Annotated in this window: 17 protein-coding genes; 7 read left to right on the forward strand and 10 right to left on the reverse strand. The window is 47.6% G+C overall.

All coding sequences use genetic code 11. The annotated features are described in order from the left end of the window. Positions 1 to 43: 43 nt before the first annotated feature. A complete protein-coding gene (ppsA, locus tag U9J37_RS18880) occupies positions 44 to 2,413 on the reverse strand; it encodes a phosphoenolpyruvate synthase (protein WP_043886585.1) in 2,370 nt (789 codons plus the stop codon). A gap of 173 nt (positions 2,414 to 2,586) precedes the next feature. On the opposite strand from ppsA, the gene U9J37_RS18885 reads away from it, so the two are divergent. Continuing rightward, positions 2,587 to 3,420 (forward strand): posphoenolpyruvate synthetase regulatory kinase/phosphorylase PpsR, encoded by an 834-nt coding sequence (locus U9J37_RS18885; protein ID WP_005469955.1) that lies wholly within the window; start codon positions 2,587 to 2,589, stop codon positions 3,418 to 3,420. Positions 3,421 to 3,427: 7 nt separating this feature from the next. Here the strand turns inward: U9J37_RS18885 and U9J37_RS18890 are convergent, their stop codons facing one another. The 7 genes from U9J37_RS18890 to U9J37_RS18920 form a co-directional block, all read right to left on the reverse strand. Further along, the gene (locus U9J37_RS18890; protein WP_005470127.1) at positions 3,428 to 4,156 is read right to left on the reverse strand and encodes a substrate-binding periplasmic protein; all 729 of its coding nucleotides are present in this window, start codon (positions 4,154 to 4,156) and stop codon (positions 3,428 to 3,430) included. A gap of 82 nt (positions 4,157 to 4,238) precedes the next feature. Further along, the gene (locus tag U9J37_RS18895; protein ID WP_005470180.1) at positions 4,239 to 5,021 is read right to left on the reverse strand and encodes a heme ABC transporter ATP-binding protein; all 783 of its coding nucleotides are present in this window, start codon (positions 5,019 to 5,021) and stop codon (positions 4,239 to 4,241) included. Continuing rightward, complete coding sequence (locus U9J37_RS18900) at positions 5,021 to 6,058, reverse strand: FecCD family ABC transporter permease (RefSeq protein WP_005470017.1); 1,038 nt, start codon at positions 6,056 to 6,058, stop codon at positions 5,021 to 5,023. Before U9J37_RS18900 ends, U9J37_RS18895 begins: the two co-directional genes overlap by 1 nt. A 12-nt stretch (positions 6,059 to 6,070) precedes the next feature. Then, positions 6,071 to 6,907, reverse strand: a complete 837-nt coding sequence (locus tag U9J37_RS18905) for a heme/hemin ABC transporter substrate-binding protein (RefSeq protein ID WP_005469940.1) — start codon at positions 6,905 to 6,907, stop codon at positions 6,071 to 6,073. Positions 6,908 to 6,914: 7 nt separating this feature from the next. Continuing rightward, a complete protein-coding gene (locus U9J37_RS18910) occupies positions 6,915 to 7,331 on the reverse strand; it encodes an ExbD/TolR family protein (protein WP_005470062.1) in 417 nt (138 codons plus the stop codon). Next, positions 7,328 to 8,035: a MotA/TolQ/ExbB proton channel family protein gene (locus U9J37_RS18915; protein WP_005469941.1), complete on the reverse strand. Its 708-nt coding sequence runs from the start codon at positions 8,033 to 8,035 to the stop codon at positions 7,328 to 7,330. Before U9J37_RS18915 ends, U9J37_RS18910 begins: the two co-directional genes overlap by 4 nt. Before the next feature lie 2 nt (positions 8,036 to 8,037). Next, a complete protein-coding gene (locus U9J37_RS18920; RefSeq protein ID WP_043886584.1) occupies positions 8,038 to 8,823 on the reverse strand; it encodes an energy transducer TonB in 786 nt (261 codons plus the stop codon). Between the two features lie 169 nt (positions 8,824 to 8,992). On the opposite strand from U9J37_RS18920, the gene hutW reads away from it, so the two are divergent. The 3 genes from hutW to hutZ all read left to right on the forward strand — a co-directional run bounded on the left by hutW (position 8,993) and on the right by hutZ (position 11,479). Beyond that, positions 8,993 to 10,366, forward strand: a complete 1,374-nt coding sequence (hutW, locus tag U9J37_RS18925) for a heme anaerobic degradation radical SAM methyltransferase ChuW/HutW (RefSeq protein ID WP_005469917.1) — start codon at positions 8,993 to 8,995, stop codon at positions 10,364 to 10,366. A gap of 9 nt (positions 10,367 to 10,375) precedes the next feature. Next, on the forward strand, positions 10,376 to 10,879 hold the full coding sequence (hutX, locus tag U9J37_RS18930) for a heme utilization cystosolic carrier protein HutX (protein ID WP_005470156.1): 504 nt from the start codon (positions 10,376 to 10,378) through the stop codon (positions 10,877 to 10,879). 69 nt (positions 10,880 to 10,948) lie between these two features. Next, positions 10,949 to 11,479 (forward strand): heme utilization protein HutZ, encoded by a 531-nt coding sequence (gene hutZ / locus U9J37_RS18935; RefSeq protein WP_005470114.1) that lies wholly within the window; start codon positions 10,949 to 10,951, stop codon positions 11,477 to 11,479. Positions 11,480 to 11,552: 73 nt separating this feature from the next. On the opposite strand, the gene U9J37_RS18940 is transcribed toward hutZ, so the two are convergent. Both U9J37_RS18940 and U9J37_RS18945 read right to left on the reverse strand, forming a co-directional pair. Further along, complete coding sequence (locus U9J37_RS18940; protein WP_043886583.1) at positions 11,553 to 12,530, reverse strand: D-2-hydroxyacid dehydrogenase family protein; 978 nt, start codon at positions 12,528 to 12,530, stop codon at positions 11,553 to 11,555. Between the two features lie 33 nt (positions 12,531 to 12,563). Next, positions 12,564 to 13,115, reverse strand: coding sequence for a DUF924 family protein (locus U9J37_RS18945; RefSeq protein WP_043886582.1), 552 nt, complete (start codon positions 13,113 to 13,115; stop codon positions 12,564 to 12,566). A gap of 347 nt (positions 13,116 to 13,462) precedes the next feature. Here U9J37_RS18945 and U9J37_RS18950 point away from each other — a divergent pair, with 347 nt between their 5' ends. The 3 genes from U9J37_RS18950 (at position 13,463) to U9J37_RS18960 (ending at position 15,690) form a co-directional block, all read left to right on the forward strand. Continuing rightward, entirely contained in the window at positions 13,463 to 14,392 is a 930-nt protein-coding gene (locus U9J37_RS18950) for a carbamate kinase (RefSeq protein ID WP_039481285.1), read from the forward strand. A gap of 88 nt (positions 14,393 to 14,480) precedes the next feature. Then, a complete protein-coding gene (locus U9J37_RS18955; RefSeq protein ID WP_005470157.1) occupies positions 14,481 to 14,771 on the forward strand; it encodes a hypothetical protein in 291 nt (96 codons plus the stop codon). Between the two features lie 139 nt (positions 14,772 to 14,910). After that, a complete protein-coding gene (locus tag U9J37_RS18960) occupies positions 14,911 to 15,690 on the forward strand; it encodes a substrate-binding periplasmic protein (RefSeq protein WP_005470215.1) in 780 nt (259 codons plus the stop codon). Positions 15,691 to 15,699 lie beyond the last annotated feature (9 nt).

The raw sequence follows: 15,699 nt of genomic DNA on the forward strand, positions 1-15,699 counted from the left end.
AAAAGGCGGCTATGTTAGCCGCCTTTCTACTTTTTAGTGGTCACTACTGGCTGACTTTACCCAGTTTGAGCCACGTGTCGATCACCGTATCTGGATTGAGAGATACTGAGCTGATCCCTTGCGCCATTAACCACTCGGCAAGGTCTTCATGGTCTGATGGCCCTTGACCGCAGATACCCACGTACTTTCCTGCTTTTGTCGCAGCATCAATCGCCATTTTAAGCATCGCTTTTACGGCTGGGTTGCGCTCATCAAAGAGATGGGCAACATCACCAGAGTCGCGATCAAGACCCAGCGTCAGCTGCGTCATGTCATTCGAACCGATTGAGAAACCATCAAAGTACTTCAAGAACTCATCAGCAAGCACCGCGTTAGACGGCAGCTCACACATCATGATGACTTTAAGACCTTGATCGCCACGGCGCAGATCGAATTTTGCCAGAAGGTCGATAACCGATGCCGCTTCGCTTGGTGTGCGCACGAATGGGATCATCACTTCAACGTTCTTCAGCCCCATTTCATTTCGTACGCGTTTGATTGCCTGAGTTTCTAGTTCGAAACAGTCTTCGAACACAGGTGAAATGTAGCGAGAGGCACCACGGAAGCCCAGCATAGGGTTCTCTTCATGTGGTTCGTAACCTTTACCGCCCACCAAGTTGCTGTACTCGTTCGATTTAAAATCAGACATACGCACGATAACACGTTTTGGCCAGAACGCAGACGCGATGGTCGCAATGCCTTCGGTTAGCTTGCTCACGTAGAAATCGATTGGATCTTTGTAGCCACGGATACGCTCAGTGATTTCAGCTTTTAGCTCATCGCTTTGCGCATCGAAGTTCAACAGCGCTTTCGGGTGAATACCAATCATCTTGTTGATGATGAATTCAAGACGCGCAAGACCGACACCTTCGTTTGGAATTTGAGCGAAGTCGAATGCGCGGTCTGGGTTACCCACGTTCATCATCACTTTGGTTGGCAGCAGTGGAAGCTCATCGACCGCAGAACGTTTGATTTCGAAATCCAGCTCGCCTTGGTAAACGTAGCCTGTTTCACCTTCGGAACATGAAACGGTTACGGTTTCACCGTCGGTTAGTTTGCTGGTGGCGTCACCACAACCTACGATTGCAGGAATGCCAAGCTCACGTGCGATGATTGCTGCGTGACAAGTACGCCCGCCACGGTTAGTGACAATGGCAGACGCTTTTTTCATCACTGGCTCCCAGTCAGGGTCAGTCATATCTGTGACTAGCACGTCGCCATCTTGAACCAGTGACATTTGGTCTAAAGAATCCACCAAACGCACTGGACCTTTACCGATGCGTTGACCGATTGCACGACCTTCAACCAATACATCTGCTTTGTTGCTGAGCTCGTAACGCTCAATCACGTTTTGCTCGCTTTGAGAACAGACTGTCTCTGGGCGTGCCTGTACGATGTAGAGGTTACCGTCAATGCCATCTTTAGCCCACTCAATATCCATAGGACGCTGGTAGTGCTTCTCGATGATCATCGCTTGTTTTGCTAGCTCTTTGATCTCTTCATCATTTAGAGAGAAGGCGTTGCGCTCTTCTACCGAAGTGTCGATGATCTCCACTTGTTTGCCGATCTCTTGGCTATTTGAGTAGATCATTTTGATCTGCTTAGAGCCGAAAGTCTTTTTAACAATTGGGTGTTGACCTGCTTCTAGCATTGGCTTGTGAACGTAGAATTCATCAGGGTTAACCGCACCCTGAACCACCATTTCACCTAAGCCCCAAGAAGAGGTGATGAACACCACTTGGTCGAAGCCAGACTCTGTATCGAGTGTGAACATGACGCCCGATGACGCTTTATCTGAACGAACCATACGCTGAATGCCCGCAGACAGTGCGATACCACGGTGGTCAAACCCTTGGTGTACTCGATATGAGATCGCACGGTCGTTGAACAACGACGCATAGACGTGTTTGGTTGCTTCCAAAACAGCATCGATGCCTTTTACGTTGAGGAAGGTTTCTTGTTGACCAGCGAACGACGCGTCTGGAAGGTCTTCGGCGGTCGCTGATGAGCGGACGGCAACAGACACCTCAGGGTGGTTGTCGGTCAGCTCTTGATAGTTGTCACGGATGTCTTGTTCGAGATCCGCAGGGAAGGGGGCTTCTAAAACCCATTGACGAATGGTGGCACCTGTCTTGCGCAGGGCTTCAACATCATCAACGTCCAATTCATCAAGTAATTGATGGATACGCTCATCCAAGCCTTCAAAATCAAGGAATTGATTGAAAGCGAACGATGTGGTTGCAAAGCCGTTGGGTACTGATACACCAGCATTGGAAAGATTAGAGACCATCTCACCAAGTGAAGCGTTCTTACCGCCGACCTTATCAACATCATCCATGGATAGGCTATTGAACCAGAGGGTGTTCTTTTGCATGTCTTTCTCCAGAAACATTGCAGCTTGTAGGGAAGAGGCAAACGATTACGTGTTGGCTTAAAAAATTCTTAACAAATTTTCAAAGCTGTGGGGAACATAATAGTCAGCCGGGTTTTATTATCGATATTATGGTTACCATCCTACTCAAAAGAATTTTAAAGTTTAAATAAAACATGCAAATTGATAGTCAAAGTCGTGATGTGTTCTATGTTTCTGATGGAACGGCCATAACATGTGAAACCTTAGGGCATGTTGTTCTGGGACAATTTCCGTTTAGAGCGAATGAAAAAACCTTTCCATTCGTAGAAAGTGAAGACAAATTGTCGGACTTACTTAAAGAGATCGACATTTCCTACCGTCAAAATGGAGTGAAGCCGTTGGTGTTTTTCTCTATTGTGATTCCTGAGATCCGTCAATCGCTATTGGATGCGCCTGCATACTGTTATGACGTACTCGAAAGCATCGTTCAAAAAGTGCAAGACGACATTCAGCTCAAACCTAAGCCCAAGTTGCAGCGTTCGCGAAGTGTGGATAAAGACTCGGACACCTACTTTGACCGAATTGCCGCCATTGAATACACCTTGGCGCACGATGATGGCATCACGCTCAAAGGCTTGGAGCAAGCCGATATCATTCTGCTTGGGGTGTCGCGCAGTGGCAAAACACCCACCAGTTTGTACATGGCGATGCAGTTTGGTTTGCGTGTCGTAAACTACCCATTTATCGAGGAAGACATAAAGCGCTTACGCTTGCTTCCTGAGTTCGAAATTCATCGCCATAAGCTTTTTGGTTTAACCATCAATCCAGAGCGCCTCACTGAGATCCGGGAGAATCGTTTGGCGGGCAGTGATTATGCGAGCACGGAGCAATGCTTAACTGAGCTGGCGAGTGTCGAAGCGCTGTTTCGCAGAGAAGCGATCCCCTACATCAACACCAGTTCACTTTCGGTGGAGGAGATCTCGACGCGAATCCTTGAAAAAGCAGGACTACGTCGCCGACTGCTGTGATTGAAACTTACTGATATCTGACCATGGCTCGGCTGAGGGCTTCTTGAAGTGCCACCGCATCGGGGAAATGTTTGGATATCAGCATGTAGAACTTATGTTTTTCCATGTCTGGGATGGGCATTGCAACAATGTCGTCCTGAACATAGTTGATGCCCCACACGTTATTCATGCCATCAAGAATTTCGTGCCATGAGATAAACACATCGCAGTTGAGACTGTGGAGTTCGGTAACGGCCTCAAAAATACTGATCGAGAATTGATTCACATTGTCGAGTTTAAAATCAGAGTAGTTGTAACCGTGAATGCCGCACACGATGTATGGCTCTAAGTCATACACTGATGTGATATCCAAGCCATTCGGGAAGCGCTTGGTCGAGTATAGATAGTAAGGCGTGATATCGTAATACCAAGTTGTATAGAGATAGTCTTGTGCCCGTTCCTCACTGTAGGAAGCGCTGACAGCAATTTGATAGTCGCCATCTTTTGTTCCTTTGAGGCAGCGACTCCAAGACGTCATGGTGATATCGAAACCATACCCTAGTTCCGAAAGCAGTTCGTCGAGTATGTCGATATCCCTTCCTTTTACGACGTCACCATCAATGTAGGTGTAAGGTGGCCAGTCAATGGCGTCACCACACACTTGGAGTGTAGGATGCTCGCCATCTAAGTTGGCGTGTGCCTGGAAAGCAAACCCAAGTAACATCACAACCCAGCTTTGCAGCCAACCATTTTTCATACTGAACAACTCCCTTGCTCTGTCTCCTGTTTGAGTATAGACAAGGGCGGTACGGCGTCCACCAACTTTAGATGACCGCGTGTTAATGAGCGGGATAGACCACAGGGAAGTTCAGCGATGGGTGTTTAGCAACTATCGAACGGTATCCGTAGACTTTTTCTATATTTTCTGGAGTCAGCGCTTGCCATGGCGCCGCATCAGTGACTAGTTTTCCTTTGTGAAGCAGAACGATACGGTCGGAGTATTGAGCGGCAAGATTAAGATCATGCAATACCACGACTACCGCAGTCTGCTCTTTATCGGCCAAGTCACGGGCGATCTTCAGGGTGTTGTGTTGATGAGCAAGATCCAAAGCAGACGTCGGCTCATCCAGCATGAGAATCTTCTGATCTTCTGACTTGTCCAATTGAACCAAGACACGCGCAAGGTGCAAACGCTGCTTTTCTCCACCCGACAACGAAGGGTAGAGTCGGTCAGCGAGGTGCGCCACCTCCGTCATTTGCATGTATCTTTGAGCAAGGGCCTTGCATTCCTGATTGGGTACATCCAGTGGAATTGCACCCAGCTCGACAACCTCGTGAGCTAAGAACGGGAAGCTCAAGGTACTGTGTTGAGGCAGCATACCTAAATGACGTGCAAGCTGTTTTGGCTCCCAATCTTGCTTATGCTCACCAAAGTACTCAATGTGGTTTGTAGAAGGAATCTCGCCGCATAACAGCTTCAGCAGCGTACTTTTCCCCGCGCCGTTTGGGCCAAGGAGCGCAGTCACTTCTCCTGCATGAATATCAATATTAATATCGTCAAGCACGGTATGCTGGCCAAATTTCATCGAGATATGACGGCCAGACAAAACGACGTTTTTCATCAAAGGATTCTTCCTTTTTGTTTAAATAGCAGGAACATAAAGAAGGGAGCACCGATGATCGCAGTGACAATGCCGACCGGGAGTTCTGCAGGCGCAACCGCCACACGCGAATACATATCGGCGAGAGTTAACAGCAGAGCGCCCATTAACGCCGAAATCGGCAGTAAAGAGCGATGGTTTGGACCTGATAGCATGCGGCCAAGGTGAGGAATGACAAGGCCAATGAAGCCGATCATACCTGAGACACTCACCGTTACACCGACGCCAATGGCCGTCAAGAGAATCAGTTGGCGCTTTAGTGACTGAACAGGGATGCCCAAATGATTGGCTTCTGCTTCGCCGAGCAACAACGCATTAAGTGCCATCGACTTACGCATGAATATGGTCATCAGGGCGATGAGTGTCACCGCACACAAGAGGATACTGTTCCAGTTTGCACCCGCTAATGAGCCCATTGACCAAAGGCTCAGATCGCGCAGCATCTGATCGCTGGCGATAAAGTTCATGTAGCCAATACCCGCCCCAGAGAGCGCACTGATCGCAACCCCAGCCAGTAACATAATCGTGACCGAGGTGCCCATTTTGCTCGTCCCAAGTTTGTACACCAACAGGGTCGTGATAGATCCGCCAAGAAATGCAAATAACGGAACCGCAGCCAACGTCATAAACTGAGGGTATTGAGAGGCAAGTTCGGCAAACATCACGATTGCGAAGGCCGCACCAAGTGACGCCCCCGCTGAAACCCCAATGATTCCCGGCTCAGCGAGTGGGTTGCGAAACAGCCCTTGCATTACGGTGCCGCAGACCGCGAGAATAGCCCCGACTAACATACAGAGTAGCGTTCTTGGGAAACGAATTTCGTGAATAACTAAGTTGATGTGCGGGGCTAACTCATTGGTTTGGTTGAGTAAACCGCGCATACTGTCCATAAAGCTGATCGACATCGGGCCAACGGAAACGGAGCTAATAGCAGTGATACCGAGCGCAAGCGCAAAAATAAGCAGACTAGCGGAAAGAGGAAGACGACGTAACAACATATCCGATTGACTCTAGTTGAGTAGCTTGCTTAAGCGCTCTGCCTCAGAGAGACTTTTGAGCCCTAGTCCACCGACAAGCGCGTGTCCATCCACTTTGATAATGCGTTTGTTTTTGCCTGCGGGTGTCGCCGCTAAGAGGGGCATCTTGCTAAGAATCTGCTCTGCGCCACCCATTTTGTCGTAGCTACGACCGCTAACTAAAATGACATCAGGCTGCATCTCGACCATGGCTTCCGTCGACATTGGTTTGTATGAGGTAAGCTGCTCTGCGGCTGGATTGATGCCACCTGCGAGCTCAATAATCGCATTGGGCGTCGTATCCTTGCCTGCCACATTTGCCGGACGACCTTCGTGAATCAGCAAGAAGAGAACTTTTTTGCCCACTTCAGGTTGATTCGCCTCGAGTGTCTCAATCTGCTGGTTAACTTGACGCTTCAATTTTTCTGCTTGTTGCTCGGCACCAGTAATGAGTGCGATCTCATCAATGCGTTCCAATAAACCCGCTGGTGTCGCTTTCGTGTTGACCACATCGACTTTTACGCCCGCCGATTTTAGTTGTGCTAGGGTTGTGTCTGGCCCCATTTCATCAGAACCAATCAATCGATTAGCGCCAAGAGCGAGCAGACCCTCAGCCGATAAGCGGCGATGGTAGCCAATTTTCGGCAGTTCAAGATCCTTGGGTAGTGCGCTGGTGACATCTACTGCGACCAACTTGTCTTGCTGCTCTAGAGCAAAAATGATTTCAGTCACCGCACTGCCTGCGCTGATAATGCGTTCACTGGCGTTCGTATAGGTCGCACAAAAGGTAAGGCTCAGAGCCGCGACGGTTTTAAGGATGTTTTTTTTCATAATGAACTCAGTTTTCAGGTTGTTCTGTCAATAACTGTGTGGCTTGAATGCCATTCTCTTGCAGGAAGGCGAGCAATTTGACCAAATGCTGAACATCGGCGGTTTTCTCTGCACCGATTACGATCGGTTTTTTATCTGACTTGTGTTGCTCGAGCAGCGCGAGTTTGAAGTTCTCCCAATCGATGTACTCTTTGCTGTCGATTGCCCAGTAAGGTTCTTCAGCCAGTAAATTGACCGTAATAGATTTGCTATCAACCTCAGACACGGCTTGTGAGTCGGTCGTGGGTAAGTCAACTTCCAATGAATCCAATTTCACTGCGGCCGTCAGCATCAAAAACACCATCACAATGAAAATGATGTCGAGCAACGGGGTCAGATCTGGGGTGAGACCGAAGCGGTTTTCATCCTGTTTGACCTTAATCATGCTTTCGCCTCAGATGGCTGGATCTGTTTAGGCGCACTCTCAATATTGTGAATTGCGCGCTCAGGAGAAACATGTTGCAAACTAATGCCTTCAAGCCAAAGGTTGACGTAATTGAGCGTATGTTCGAGTTTCGCCATCACTTTGTCTGCCCAAAGGCCAAGTAACTGAGCGCCAGCGATTGCAGGTAGAGCAATCAACAAACCTGCGGCAGTGGTGCGCATCGCCAAGCCTAAACCATCGGCTAAATCATTTGGCGTGATGTTCCCAGTGGATGCGGCTACGCCTTTAAACATCTCAATCAAGCCCAATACCGTGCCCAACAGACCGATGAGTGGACTGATCACACCGATCAAGGTCAGCAGACGTAATCCAGAGTTGAGCTGGTGGCGTTTCTCTTGTAACCACATGCCAGCCGCATCTTCACGAAGAGACTTAGAAAACGAATGGTGAGCAAGAAGCATGGCCACGCCTTTGTAGAGCAGAGGTCGTCTTGGCGAGAGTTTTTCTGCGAGCTGTTCTATCTGCTGTCCGTTGGTCGGTGAAATCGTTTTAAGCTCGGAGCGTATCGCTCGTTTGCCTACGCCCAAACTGATGATGACTTGAAAGAGGCGCTCGGTAATGATCATCACAGTGAGTGCTGAGCAAATAATCAGTGGCCATGCCATCAAGCCAAGTTGTTGTTGTATTGTGTGTAATTGTTCCATGGTTAATCCAACTTAAAACGTACTGGGATTTCTACTCGATGTGCCACCGTTTTTCCGCCCACAGTGTGAGGAGAAAATTTCCACTTCTTGATTGCATCGAGTGCTGCTTTATCGAGTATGGTTGCGCCCGATGAAGAAATAAGAACTTGTTTGACTTGGTTGCCATTTTCATCGAGCCAAATCTCGTACTTAGCGACCCCCTCAATGCCGCGCTTTTGAGCAATGCGCGGGTATTTGGGTGCGCGTGGTTTCGTCAAAAATGAAGGGCGCTCTATCAAAACGGGGTTTTCTGTTGCACCAGGTCGAGAAGCCGCGTCACTCTTGACTTCTTTGCTTGCTGGCTTGTTCTCTTCAACCTTCTTCGCCACCTTTTCTTCAACAACCGGTTTCGGCTGTTCTTTTTTTGGTGTGTCTTTTTTCACCGGCGTCGGCTTTTTAGGCGGCGCTTTTTTAACTTCAGGCTTCTTTTTGACCGGTTTAGGTTTTTCTTTTTTAACCGCCTTTTTAGGCTTTTCGATCGGCGCCTTCTCTACCGCTTTCTTTACTGGTGGAGGTTCGGCAGGCGGCGGAGGCTCAACAGCCTTTTCGACAGGAGGCATTTCTTGAGGCTCAGACGGCGCAGCTTGTTCGACTTTAGGGCTAGGCGTCGGCGCAAATTTTAAAGACACAGTGGGTGTATCTGATCCCGTTGGCATCGCAAACGATTTTGATTCATGGGCGACAAACAGGAACGCCGCATGTATTGCTAATGATACGCCTCCTGCTATCGAGTATCGCTTCAGATTCACCTTGCCCTCACATCATGTTGTTCTCATAAAATGGAACAGGATTATTACTTACAACGCAAATAAGATCAATTATCAATTGCATTATCATTATCGCCAATTTAAGATTGCACGCAGTTTTTTACAACATCGACGCGAAGCTAGGGACGACAAGCGTCGAGAGAGTTATTAGATGTTAGATATTGATAAATTTGACGAACCAATCACGGGGGTGAACTCTCCTGATCCTCTCCGTTATGCGTTCCCTCAAAAAACATCGGCACATGCCGGTGGTATGGCGGCGCCAATTCCTCCTGAGCAAAAAGCGCATACTCTAAATCGACTGTTGCAACAACCCGGTTCCAAGCATCAAAAGCGCTGCTTGTACATCCACATTCCTTTTTGTCGAGTGCGTTGTACGTTCTGCAACTTTTTTCAAAATGCGGCCAGTCGAAAACTGGTCGATGACTATTTTGAGGCTCTGATGGTCGAGATTGACCAAAAAGCCGCTCAACCATGGACTCAGACCGGCGTGTTTCATGCTGTCTATATTGGAGGCGGGACACCTACAGATCTTTCTCCTCAGCAGGTTGAGCGTTTAGGCAAAGCGATTCAGCGTTCGTTTCCGTTATCGACCGACTGCGAAATCACGCTAGAAGGGCGTATCAATCGATTTAGCGATGAAATGTTTGAGCGCGCCCTTGAAGGTGGTTTTAACCGCTTCTCTTTTGGTATTCAAAGCTTCAATACGCAAGTCCGTCGAAGTGCCAAACGCCTAGACGACCGGGAAGATGTTATGGAGCGCGTCGCGTCTTTAAGTGCAACGCAGCAAGCGCCGATCATTGTCGATCTGCTGTATGGCTTGCCCTATCAGACGGCGGAAGTTTTCGAGCAAGATCTTATCGACTTTATGGCGACTGGCGCTCATGGGCTTGATTTGTATCAGTTAGTTGTTGGAGGAGACGCGCCGATGATCAACTTGGTCGACAAAGGCAAGATTCCGGCTCCAGCGACCACGATCGAAAAAGCGAGTATGTATGAGTTGGGCAGCCAATTTATGGATCAACACCACCTTCGTCGACTCAGCGTGAATCATTGGGCTCGGGATAACAGAGAGCGAAGCCAATACAACAGTCTCGCGAAAACGTATGCAGAAGTGCTGCCAATTGGCTGTGGTGCTGGAGGCAATATCGGCGGGTACGGGATGATGAACCACCGCACACTCGAAACGTATATGAGTGCCATGAAGTCCGGTGATTCAACCGTTGCCATGATGACCAAGCAGCACGCATTAGAGCCGCTGTTTTCAGCACTGAAGTCCGGGTTTGATCATGGCGTAGTGCGCCGAGATGCTCTGCCTTCATTTATTGGTCAATCAAGTTTTGATCTGCTGTTACCACTTTTTGAGATTTGGCAGCAGCGCGGCCTTGTTACGGTCGATGAACAATACTTGGTATTGACTCTTGCCGGCCGCTTTTGGGCGGTCTCTCTCGCTCAAGCAAGTATTCAAGTATTACAGAAAACTTACCAAGAACAGGCTGCTTTACAACCAGCAGTATCGTTATAAGTGGATATTATGGAAACAATCAAACAACAAGTGGCTCAACTGATTGAGCAAGAGCCAACGCTGCTCCCAGCTGCGATTGCTGAGCGTTTAGCCATCTCTGAATATCAAGCCGTTGAGGCGCTGCCGGACGAAATGGTGGCGTTAGCGCCTGGAGAACAAGCTCAAACCATACTTGAGCAACTGGTCGGTTTTGGACCAGTGACAACAATCGTTCACTCTTTCGGGTCTATTTTTGAAGTCAAAGCGCCATTTCCAAAAGGAAAGGTTGCACGCGGCTATTACAACTTGATGGGGCGTGAAGGTGAGTTGCATGGCCATCTCAAACTGGACAACGTGAAAAACATCGCGCTAGTCAGCAAGCCATTCATGGGGCGAGAAAGTCACTACTTTGGGTTCTTTTGCTCTCAAGGAAACAATATTTTCAAAATTTACCTAGGGCGCAATGAAAAACGCGAACTGATTACTGAGCAAGTTGAGCAGTTTAAGCAGTGGCAACAAGCGCTAAGAAAATAGTCATATTATTATTAAAAACAGCTGAAGTGAGAGTCACCTCTCTCAGTAGAAAGAAGTCAGGAGTCAATAATGGATCAACAAGTAAAACAAGAGCGTCTGCAAGGTCGACTGGGGCCAGAAATTCAGGAGTTTCGCCAAGAGCGTCGTACCCTACAACTAGCGACCGTTGATGAACAGAGTCGACCAAATGTCAGCTATGCCCCTTTTGTTCAAAATCAGGATGGATATTTTGTGCTGATTTCGGAAATTGCCCGTCATGCGCGCAACTTACAAGTTAACCCAAGCGTTTCTATTATGATGATTGAGGATGAAGAGAGCTCAAAGCAACTCTTTGCTCGTAAACGTCTCACATTTGATGCCGTTGCTAGCGTTGTTGAACGAGATTCAGAGCAGTGGCAACAAGTGATCAAACAGATGCAACAACGGTTCGGTGAAATTATTGATGGCTTAAGCCAACTGCAAGATTTTGTTCTGTTCAACATGAAGCCAGAGCAAGGCTTGTTTGTAAAAGGATTTGGTCAAGCGTACCAAGTTTCAGGCGATGATCTCGTGGATTTTGTTCATCTACAAGATGGGCACAAAAAAGTCTCCAACGCCTAAATGTCTATTCATAACGGCTAACTGACACAAAGGGGCGCTTAGCCCCTTTTCTGACTCCCCCGCGGCTTGGCTCTTAACTTAGAGCTTGCGGGTTGGCAATATTTTCGGGAGTGCCTGCCGAGAACTTCACGACGTTTTCAAATGCCCATTGAAAATAAAGCTCGTAGCTATTTCTCTCTACATATCCGAGATGTGGCGTTGCCACCACATTAGGCAGCGTTAGCAGCGGCTCATTGTGTTCATTGGCGGGTTCTTGTTCAAACACATCGATTGCCGCCAGCTTTGTCGGGTGCTTAACCAAGGTTTGATAGAGCGCGTTGGGTGCGATAAGCTCCGCTCGACTGATGTTGACGATCATAGAGTCCGCCCTCATAGCGTCAAGATCAAGCTGAGTGACAATATGCCGAGTCGCCTCATTCAGTCTTAGGTTCAGTGAAATGACATCGCATTGGCTAAAAAACGCCTGCTTGCTTTCTGCGGCGCGATAACCGGATTTAACCGCCTTTTCCCTTGATGCTTCGCTACCCCAAACTACCACATCCATCTCAAACGCGTGGGCGTACTTAGCGAGTCGTTGGCCAATCTTGCCAAATCCCCAAATGCCCATTGTTTTGCCGTGTAAGGTCGTACCTAGCCCAAGTTCGCCAGATTGCTGCCACTGTCCGCGCTTAAAGTTACCTATGTAGTTGGGTAAGCGCCGAGCCGTTGCCAAGATCAGTGCCCATGCGAGTTCAGAAGGCGCAATAGGGGAGCCGACGCCCTCTGCGACCGCAACGCGATGGCGAGTGCAATCGTCTAGATTGAGGTGGTTACTGATTTTCCCGGTTTGACTGATGAGCTTTAGATTGGGCAGACGCGATAGAAGTTCATCCGTGATGACGGTGCGTTCACGAATCAAGATGATGGCATCAAACGCTTCGAGCCTGTCTACGAGTGCGTCGATATCATTTAGCGTATCAGTAAACACCGTAACATCATGCTCCTTAAGCATTGTGAAGTTACTGAGGTGCCTTACTTGGTCTTGGTAATCGTCTAAAATTGCGATTTTCAATGGGCTGTCCTTATTTTCAACTGACGTATTATATTAAAAACTGGAGTTTGGTTGTTTTAAAAATTCTATTTCTTCAGCCGTACTTTCTCTGCCTAAAATAGCATTCCTATGCGGGTAACGACCAAACTTGTCGATGATCACTTTGTGTTTTATTTCAAAGTCATAATTATTCTCCAATCCAACTTGGCTGAACAGTTCGACGGCTTTTTGGTGAATAATCTTTGATTCACTGTGCATAAAAGGCATGTACAAAAATGACTTTTCAGTTGTCGATAGCTCGTCATCAAGCTTTAATCCAATCGCTTCTTGTGCGAGTGCTAAGGCAAGTGGATCTTGAGAGAACGCTTGAGGCGTATTGCGGTAGACGTTGCGTGAAAACTGATCGAGGACGAGGATCTCGGCCAGCCTTCCTGCTGCTGTCACTCTCCACGGATAAAGCTCTGATTGAGCTGCGCTTTTGAGTAAAGGTTCGAATCGATCAGTAATCATCTGGTCAACCTCGTCGTTACTCATAAACCAATCTTTCGGTTCGAGTTCTTCAAACCAGAATTTGAGCACGATCTCTGGGCTTGTTGCTGTGTCCATATTGTCTCCCATACTGAATAACTGTCGGATAATTATTGCTGAGCAAACTTAACGATAAACCATAATGTGACTTAGTTTAAGAACCCGAATAAAAAACTGCGCCCTCGACGCAGTTTCAGTCAACTAACTATTCATTGGATAGGGCTATTTAACAAGAAAATCGTCGTAAATAGATTTAAAAAAGAAAATATATTCAATGGTTAATTGTTTGGATTAATATCCTAGTTTATTCATGCTAAATATTGTCGATAATTATCACGATTTATTTGGTCGTAATTATTTAATCTCTCCTCCGAACAAAATTATTAATTTTCCAATCATTTTTGCCGACTCTGGAGGGTAGGTTTATGCGTATCGTATTAGCGTTAGGGGGCAATGCTCTGCTTGCTCGTGGTCAAGCATTAACAGCAGAAAACCAGCGTGAGAATATTCAAAAAGCAGCGAAAAACATCTCGGATATTGCTGGCGAACACCAAGTTGTTATTGTGCATGGTAACGGCCCTCAAGTGGGGTTATTGATGGAGCAAAACGCGGCTTACCAAGAGTATTCTCCACAGACAACACCTTACCCAATGGACGTTCTTGGCTCTCAGACTTGTGGCATGGTGGGGTACATGCTTCAGCAAGAACTGCGCAACTGTGATACGAGCTTACGTATTGCGACCTTGCTGACACAAACTCAAGTGAGCAAGCAAGACCCAGCATTTGCCAACCCGACTAAGTTTGTTGGCCCTGTCTACAGTGAAGCCAAAGCACAGGAGATCATGGCAGCAAGCGACAAACAGTTTAAAGCAGACGGCGAATATTACCGACGCGTCGTGCCTTCGCCAATGCCACAAGATATTGTTGAAGTCGAACAGATTGAAACCTTACTTAATTCGGGCAACGTTGTGATCGCCTGCGGTGGTGGTGGCGTGCCTGTCTCCATCGAAGAAGGGCATAGCGTTGGTGTAGAGTGCGTCATCGATAAAGATCTAACCGCTGAACTCCTTGCTGAAAAAATCAATGCGGACCTGTTTGTCATCCTCACCGACGGTTCTATTTACCGAAACTACGGCAAAGAAGACCAAGCGGAGATGAAGGTCGCAACGCCAAAAGGCTTGTCTGAGTTTACGTTCCCAGCAGGGTCAATGGGACCAAAAGTCGATGCTGTGTGTAAATTTGTCGAATCAGGTCGCGGCGAAGCAGCGATTGGTTCGTTGTTTGAGCTAGATAAGGTGATCAACAAGCAGGCGGGTACATTAGTCACGCAAGGTGAAGGAATCGAATACTACTAATCTGCACAATCTACTCACAATAGGTATTGGCTTTGGCTGGCCAATACCTATAATGCGCGTTTTTGATTCTCACCAAATGACGTGAAATATGAGCGCGACCACACCAAAGCCTGACCGAATTACCGCGATGCGTTCCATTATTGAACAAGTAAAGTCAACGCTTCCACTCTACGAGCCGGAAACCTTTATTTGTGGATTGAAGGGAAGCTGTCAGGGGTGTCCGAAAAAACTCCTGGAAATGGTCGACTCTGAGCTGACGTATTGGGAATCGGCTATGGCCCGTGGCATCACACCTCATTTTGATGAAATACGGCGGTTTGGAAAAATGTGCGGCAGCGTCAAACGAGCGCTATCAAGAAATGGACTGTTAACAACTTAATCTACTTTGCCCTCTGGTGGTTTCGTGCTGAGTAGTTCTTCAATTCAATAACTCAATTGAGAGATATTCATCACACTTTCTTTTGTACTTGCTTCTTCTGAGCTACGTTTATAACAGGCGTGTTAAAGGAGAATGGGTTATGGTCAATCTGCGAGCTTACCGTCACCTCTTATTCGCGGTGCTATTATGGATACCGATTGCGGCTTGGAGCCAAGAAAAAGACGATCTTAGAAACTTATCGTTTTTTACGGAATCCTACCCGCCTGCTAACTTTCTCGTTAATGACAACATAACCGGTTATGCGGTCGACATTTTACTTGAGGCGAGCCGCCTTGTTGGCGAACCGATCGAGATGAATCAATTGACTTTGCAGCCTTGGGCACGTTCCTATCGGCGAGTGCTTACTCAGGAAAACTCGGTACTGTTTTCGACCACGCGATCCGAACACAGAGAAAACCTGTTCCAGTGGGCTGGCCCAATCGCTGACATCAAGGTAGTTGTTTTAGCGCGCAAAGATTCCGGCATAGAGATAGAAAACCCAATGGACATGGCCAGTTACCGAATTGGCGTGATCCGTGACGATATTGGTGAGCAAAGCCTGTTGGCAATGGGAATTCCTCGTGACTCGATGCAAGAGGCTTCTTACGTGACGGTTTTAGCTGAGCAATTAATGAAAAAGCGCATCGATCTCTTGGTTTACTCGCAAAGAGCAGCATTCTGGTGGTCACGACAGGTAAATGTCGATCCTGAAATGTTTCAGCCAGTTTATATCGTTCGAGAGGGAGAGGTTTACTTCGCGTTTAACAAATCGACGTCTACCGATGTGGTTGAGAAACTGCAACGAGGGCTAGATTTGTTGAAGTCAACGCAAGGCGAATCAGGGATGACTCTTTATGAGGAGATATTGGCAAAATACTAAGAGCAGCAC

The sequence above is a fragment of the Vibrio sp. 16 genome (assembly GCF_963681195.1).
Lineage (GTDB): Bacteria > Pseudomonadota > Gammaproteobacteria > Enterobacterales > Vibrionaceae > Vibrio > Vibrio sinaloensis_D.

What these genes read in the sequence shown, in the direction of transcription:
- ppsA (WP_043886585.1), bottom strand. Translation starts at nt 2,413, where the DNA reads ATGCAAAAGAACACCCTCTGGTTCAATAGCCTATCCATGGATGATGTT.
- U9J37_RS18885 (WP_005469955.1), top strand. Translation starts at nt 2,587, where the DNA reads ATGCAAATTGATAGTCAAAGTCGTGATGTGTTCTATGTTTCTGATGGA.
- U9J37_RS18890 (WP_005470127.1), bottom strand. Translation starts at nt 4,156, where the DNA reads ATGAAAAATGGTTGGCTGCAAAGCTGGGTTGTGATGTTACTTGGGTTT.
- U9J37_RS18895 (WP_005470180.1), bottom strand. Translation starts at nt 5,021, where the DNA reads ATGAAAAACGTCGTTTTGTCTGGCCGTCATATCTCGATGAAATTTGGC.
- U9J37_RS18900 (WP_005470017.1), bottom strand. Translation starts at nt 6,058, where the DNA reads ATGTTGTTACGTCGTCTTCCTCTTTCCGCTAGTCTGCTTATTTTTGCG.
- U9J37_RS18905 (WP_005469940.1), bottom strand. Translation starts at nt 6,907, where the DNA reads ATGAAAAAAAACATCCTTAAAACCGTCGCGGCTCTGAGCCTTACCTTT.
- U9J37_RS18910 (WP_005470062.1), bottom strand. Translation starts at nt 7,331, where the DNA reads ATGATTAAGGTCAAACAGGATGAAAACCGCTTCGGTCTCACCCCAGAT.
- U9J37_RS18915 (WP_005469941.1), bottom strand. Translation starts at nt 8,035, where the DNA reads ATGGAACAATTACACACAATACAACAACAACTTGGCTTGATGGCATGG.
- hutW (WP_005469917.1), top strand. Translation starts at nt 8,993, where the DNA reads ATGTTAGATATTGATAAATTTGACGAACCAATCACGGGGGTGAACTCT.
- hutX (WP_005470156.1), top strand. Translation starts at nt 10,376, where the DNA reads ATGGAAACAATCAAACAACAAGTGGCTCAACTGATTGAGCAAGAGCCA.
- hutZ (WP_005470114.1), top strand. Translation starts at nt 10,949, where the DNA reads ATGGATCAACAAGTAAAACAAGAGCGTCTGCAAGGTCGACTGGGGCCA.
- U9J37_RS18945 (WP_043886582.1), bottom strand. Translation starts at nt 13,115, where the DNA reads ATGGACACAGCAACAAGCCCAGAGATCGTGCTCAAATTCTGGTTTGAA.
- U9J37_RS18950 (WP_039481285.1), top strand. Translation starts at nt 13,463, where the DNA reads ATGCGTATCGTATTAGCGTTAGGGGGCAATGCTCTGCTTGCTCGTGGT.
- U9J37_RS18955 (WP_005470157.1), top strand. Translation starts at nt 14,481, where the DNA reads ATGAGCGCGACCACACCAAAGCCTGACCGAATTACCGCGATGCGTTCC.
- U9J37_RS18960 (WP_005470215.1), top strand. Translation starts at nt 14,911, where the DNA reads ATGGTCAATCTGCGAGCTTACCGTCACCTCTTATTCGCGGTGCTATTA.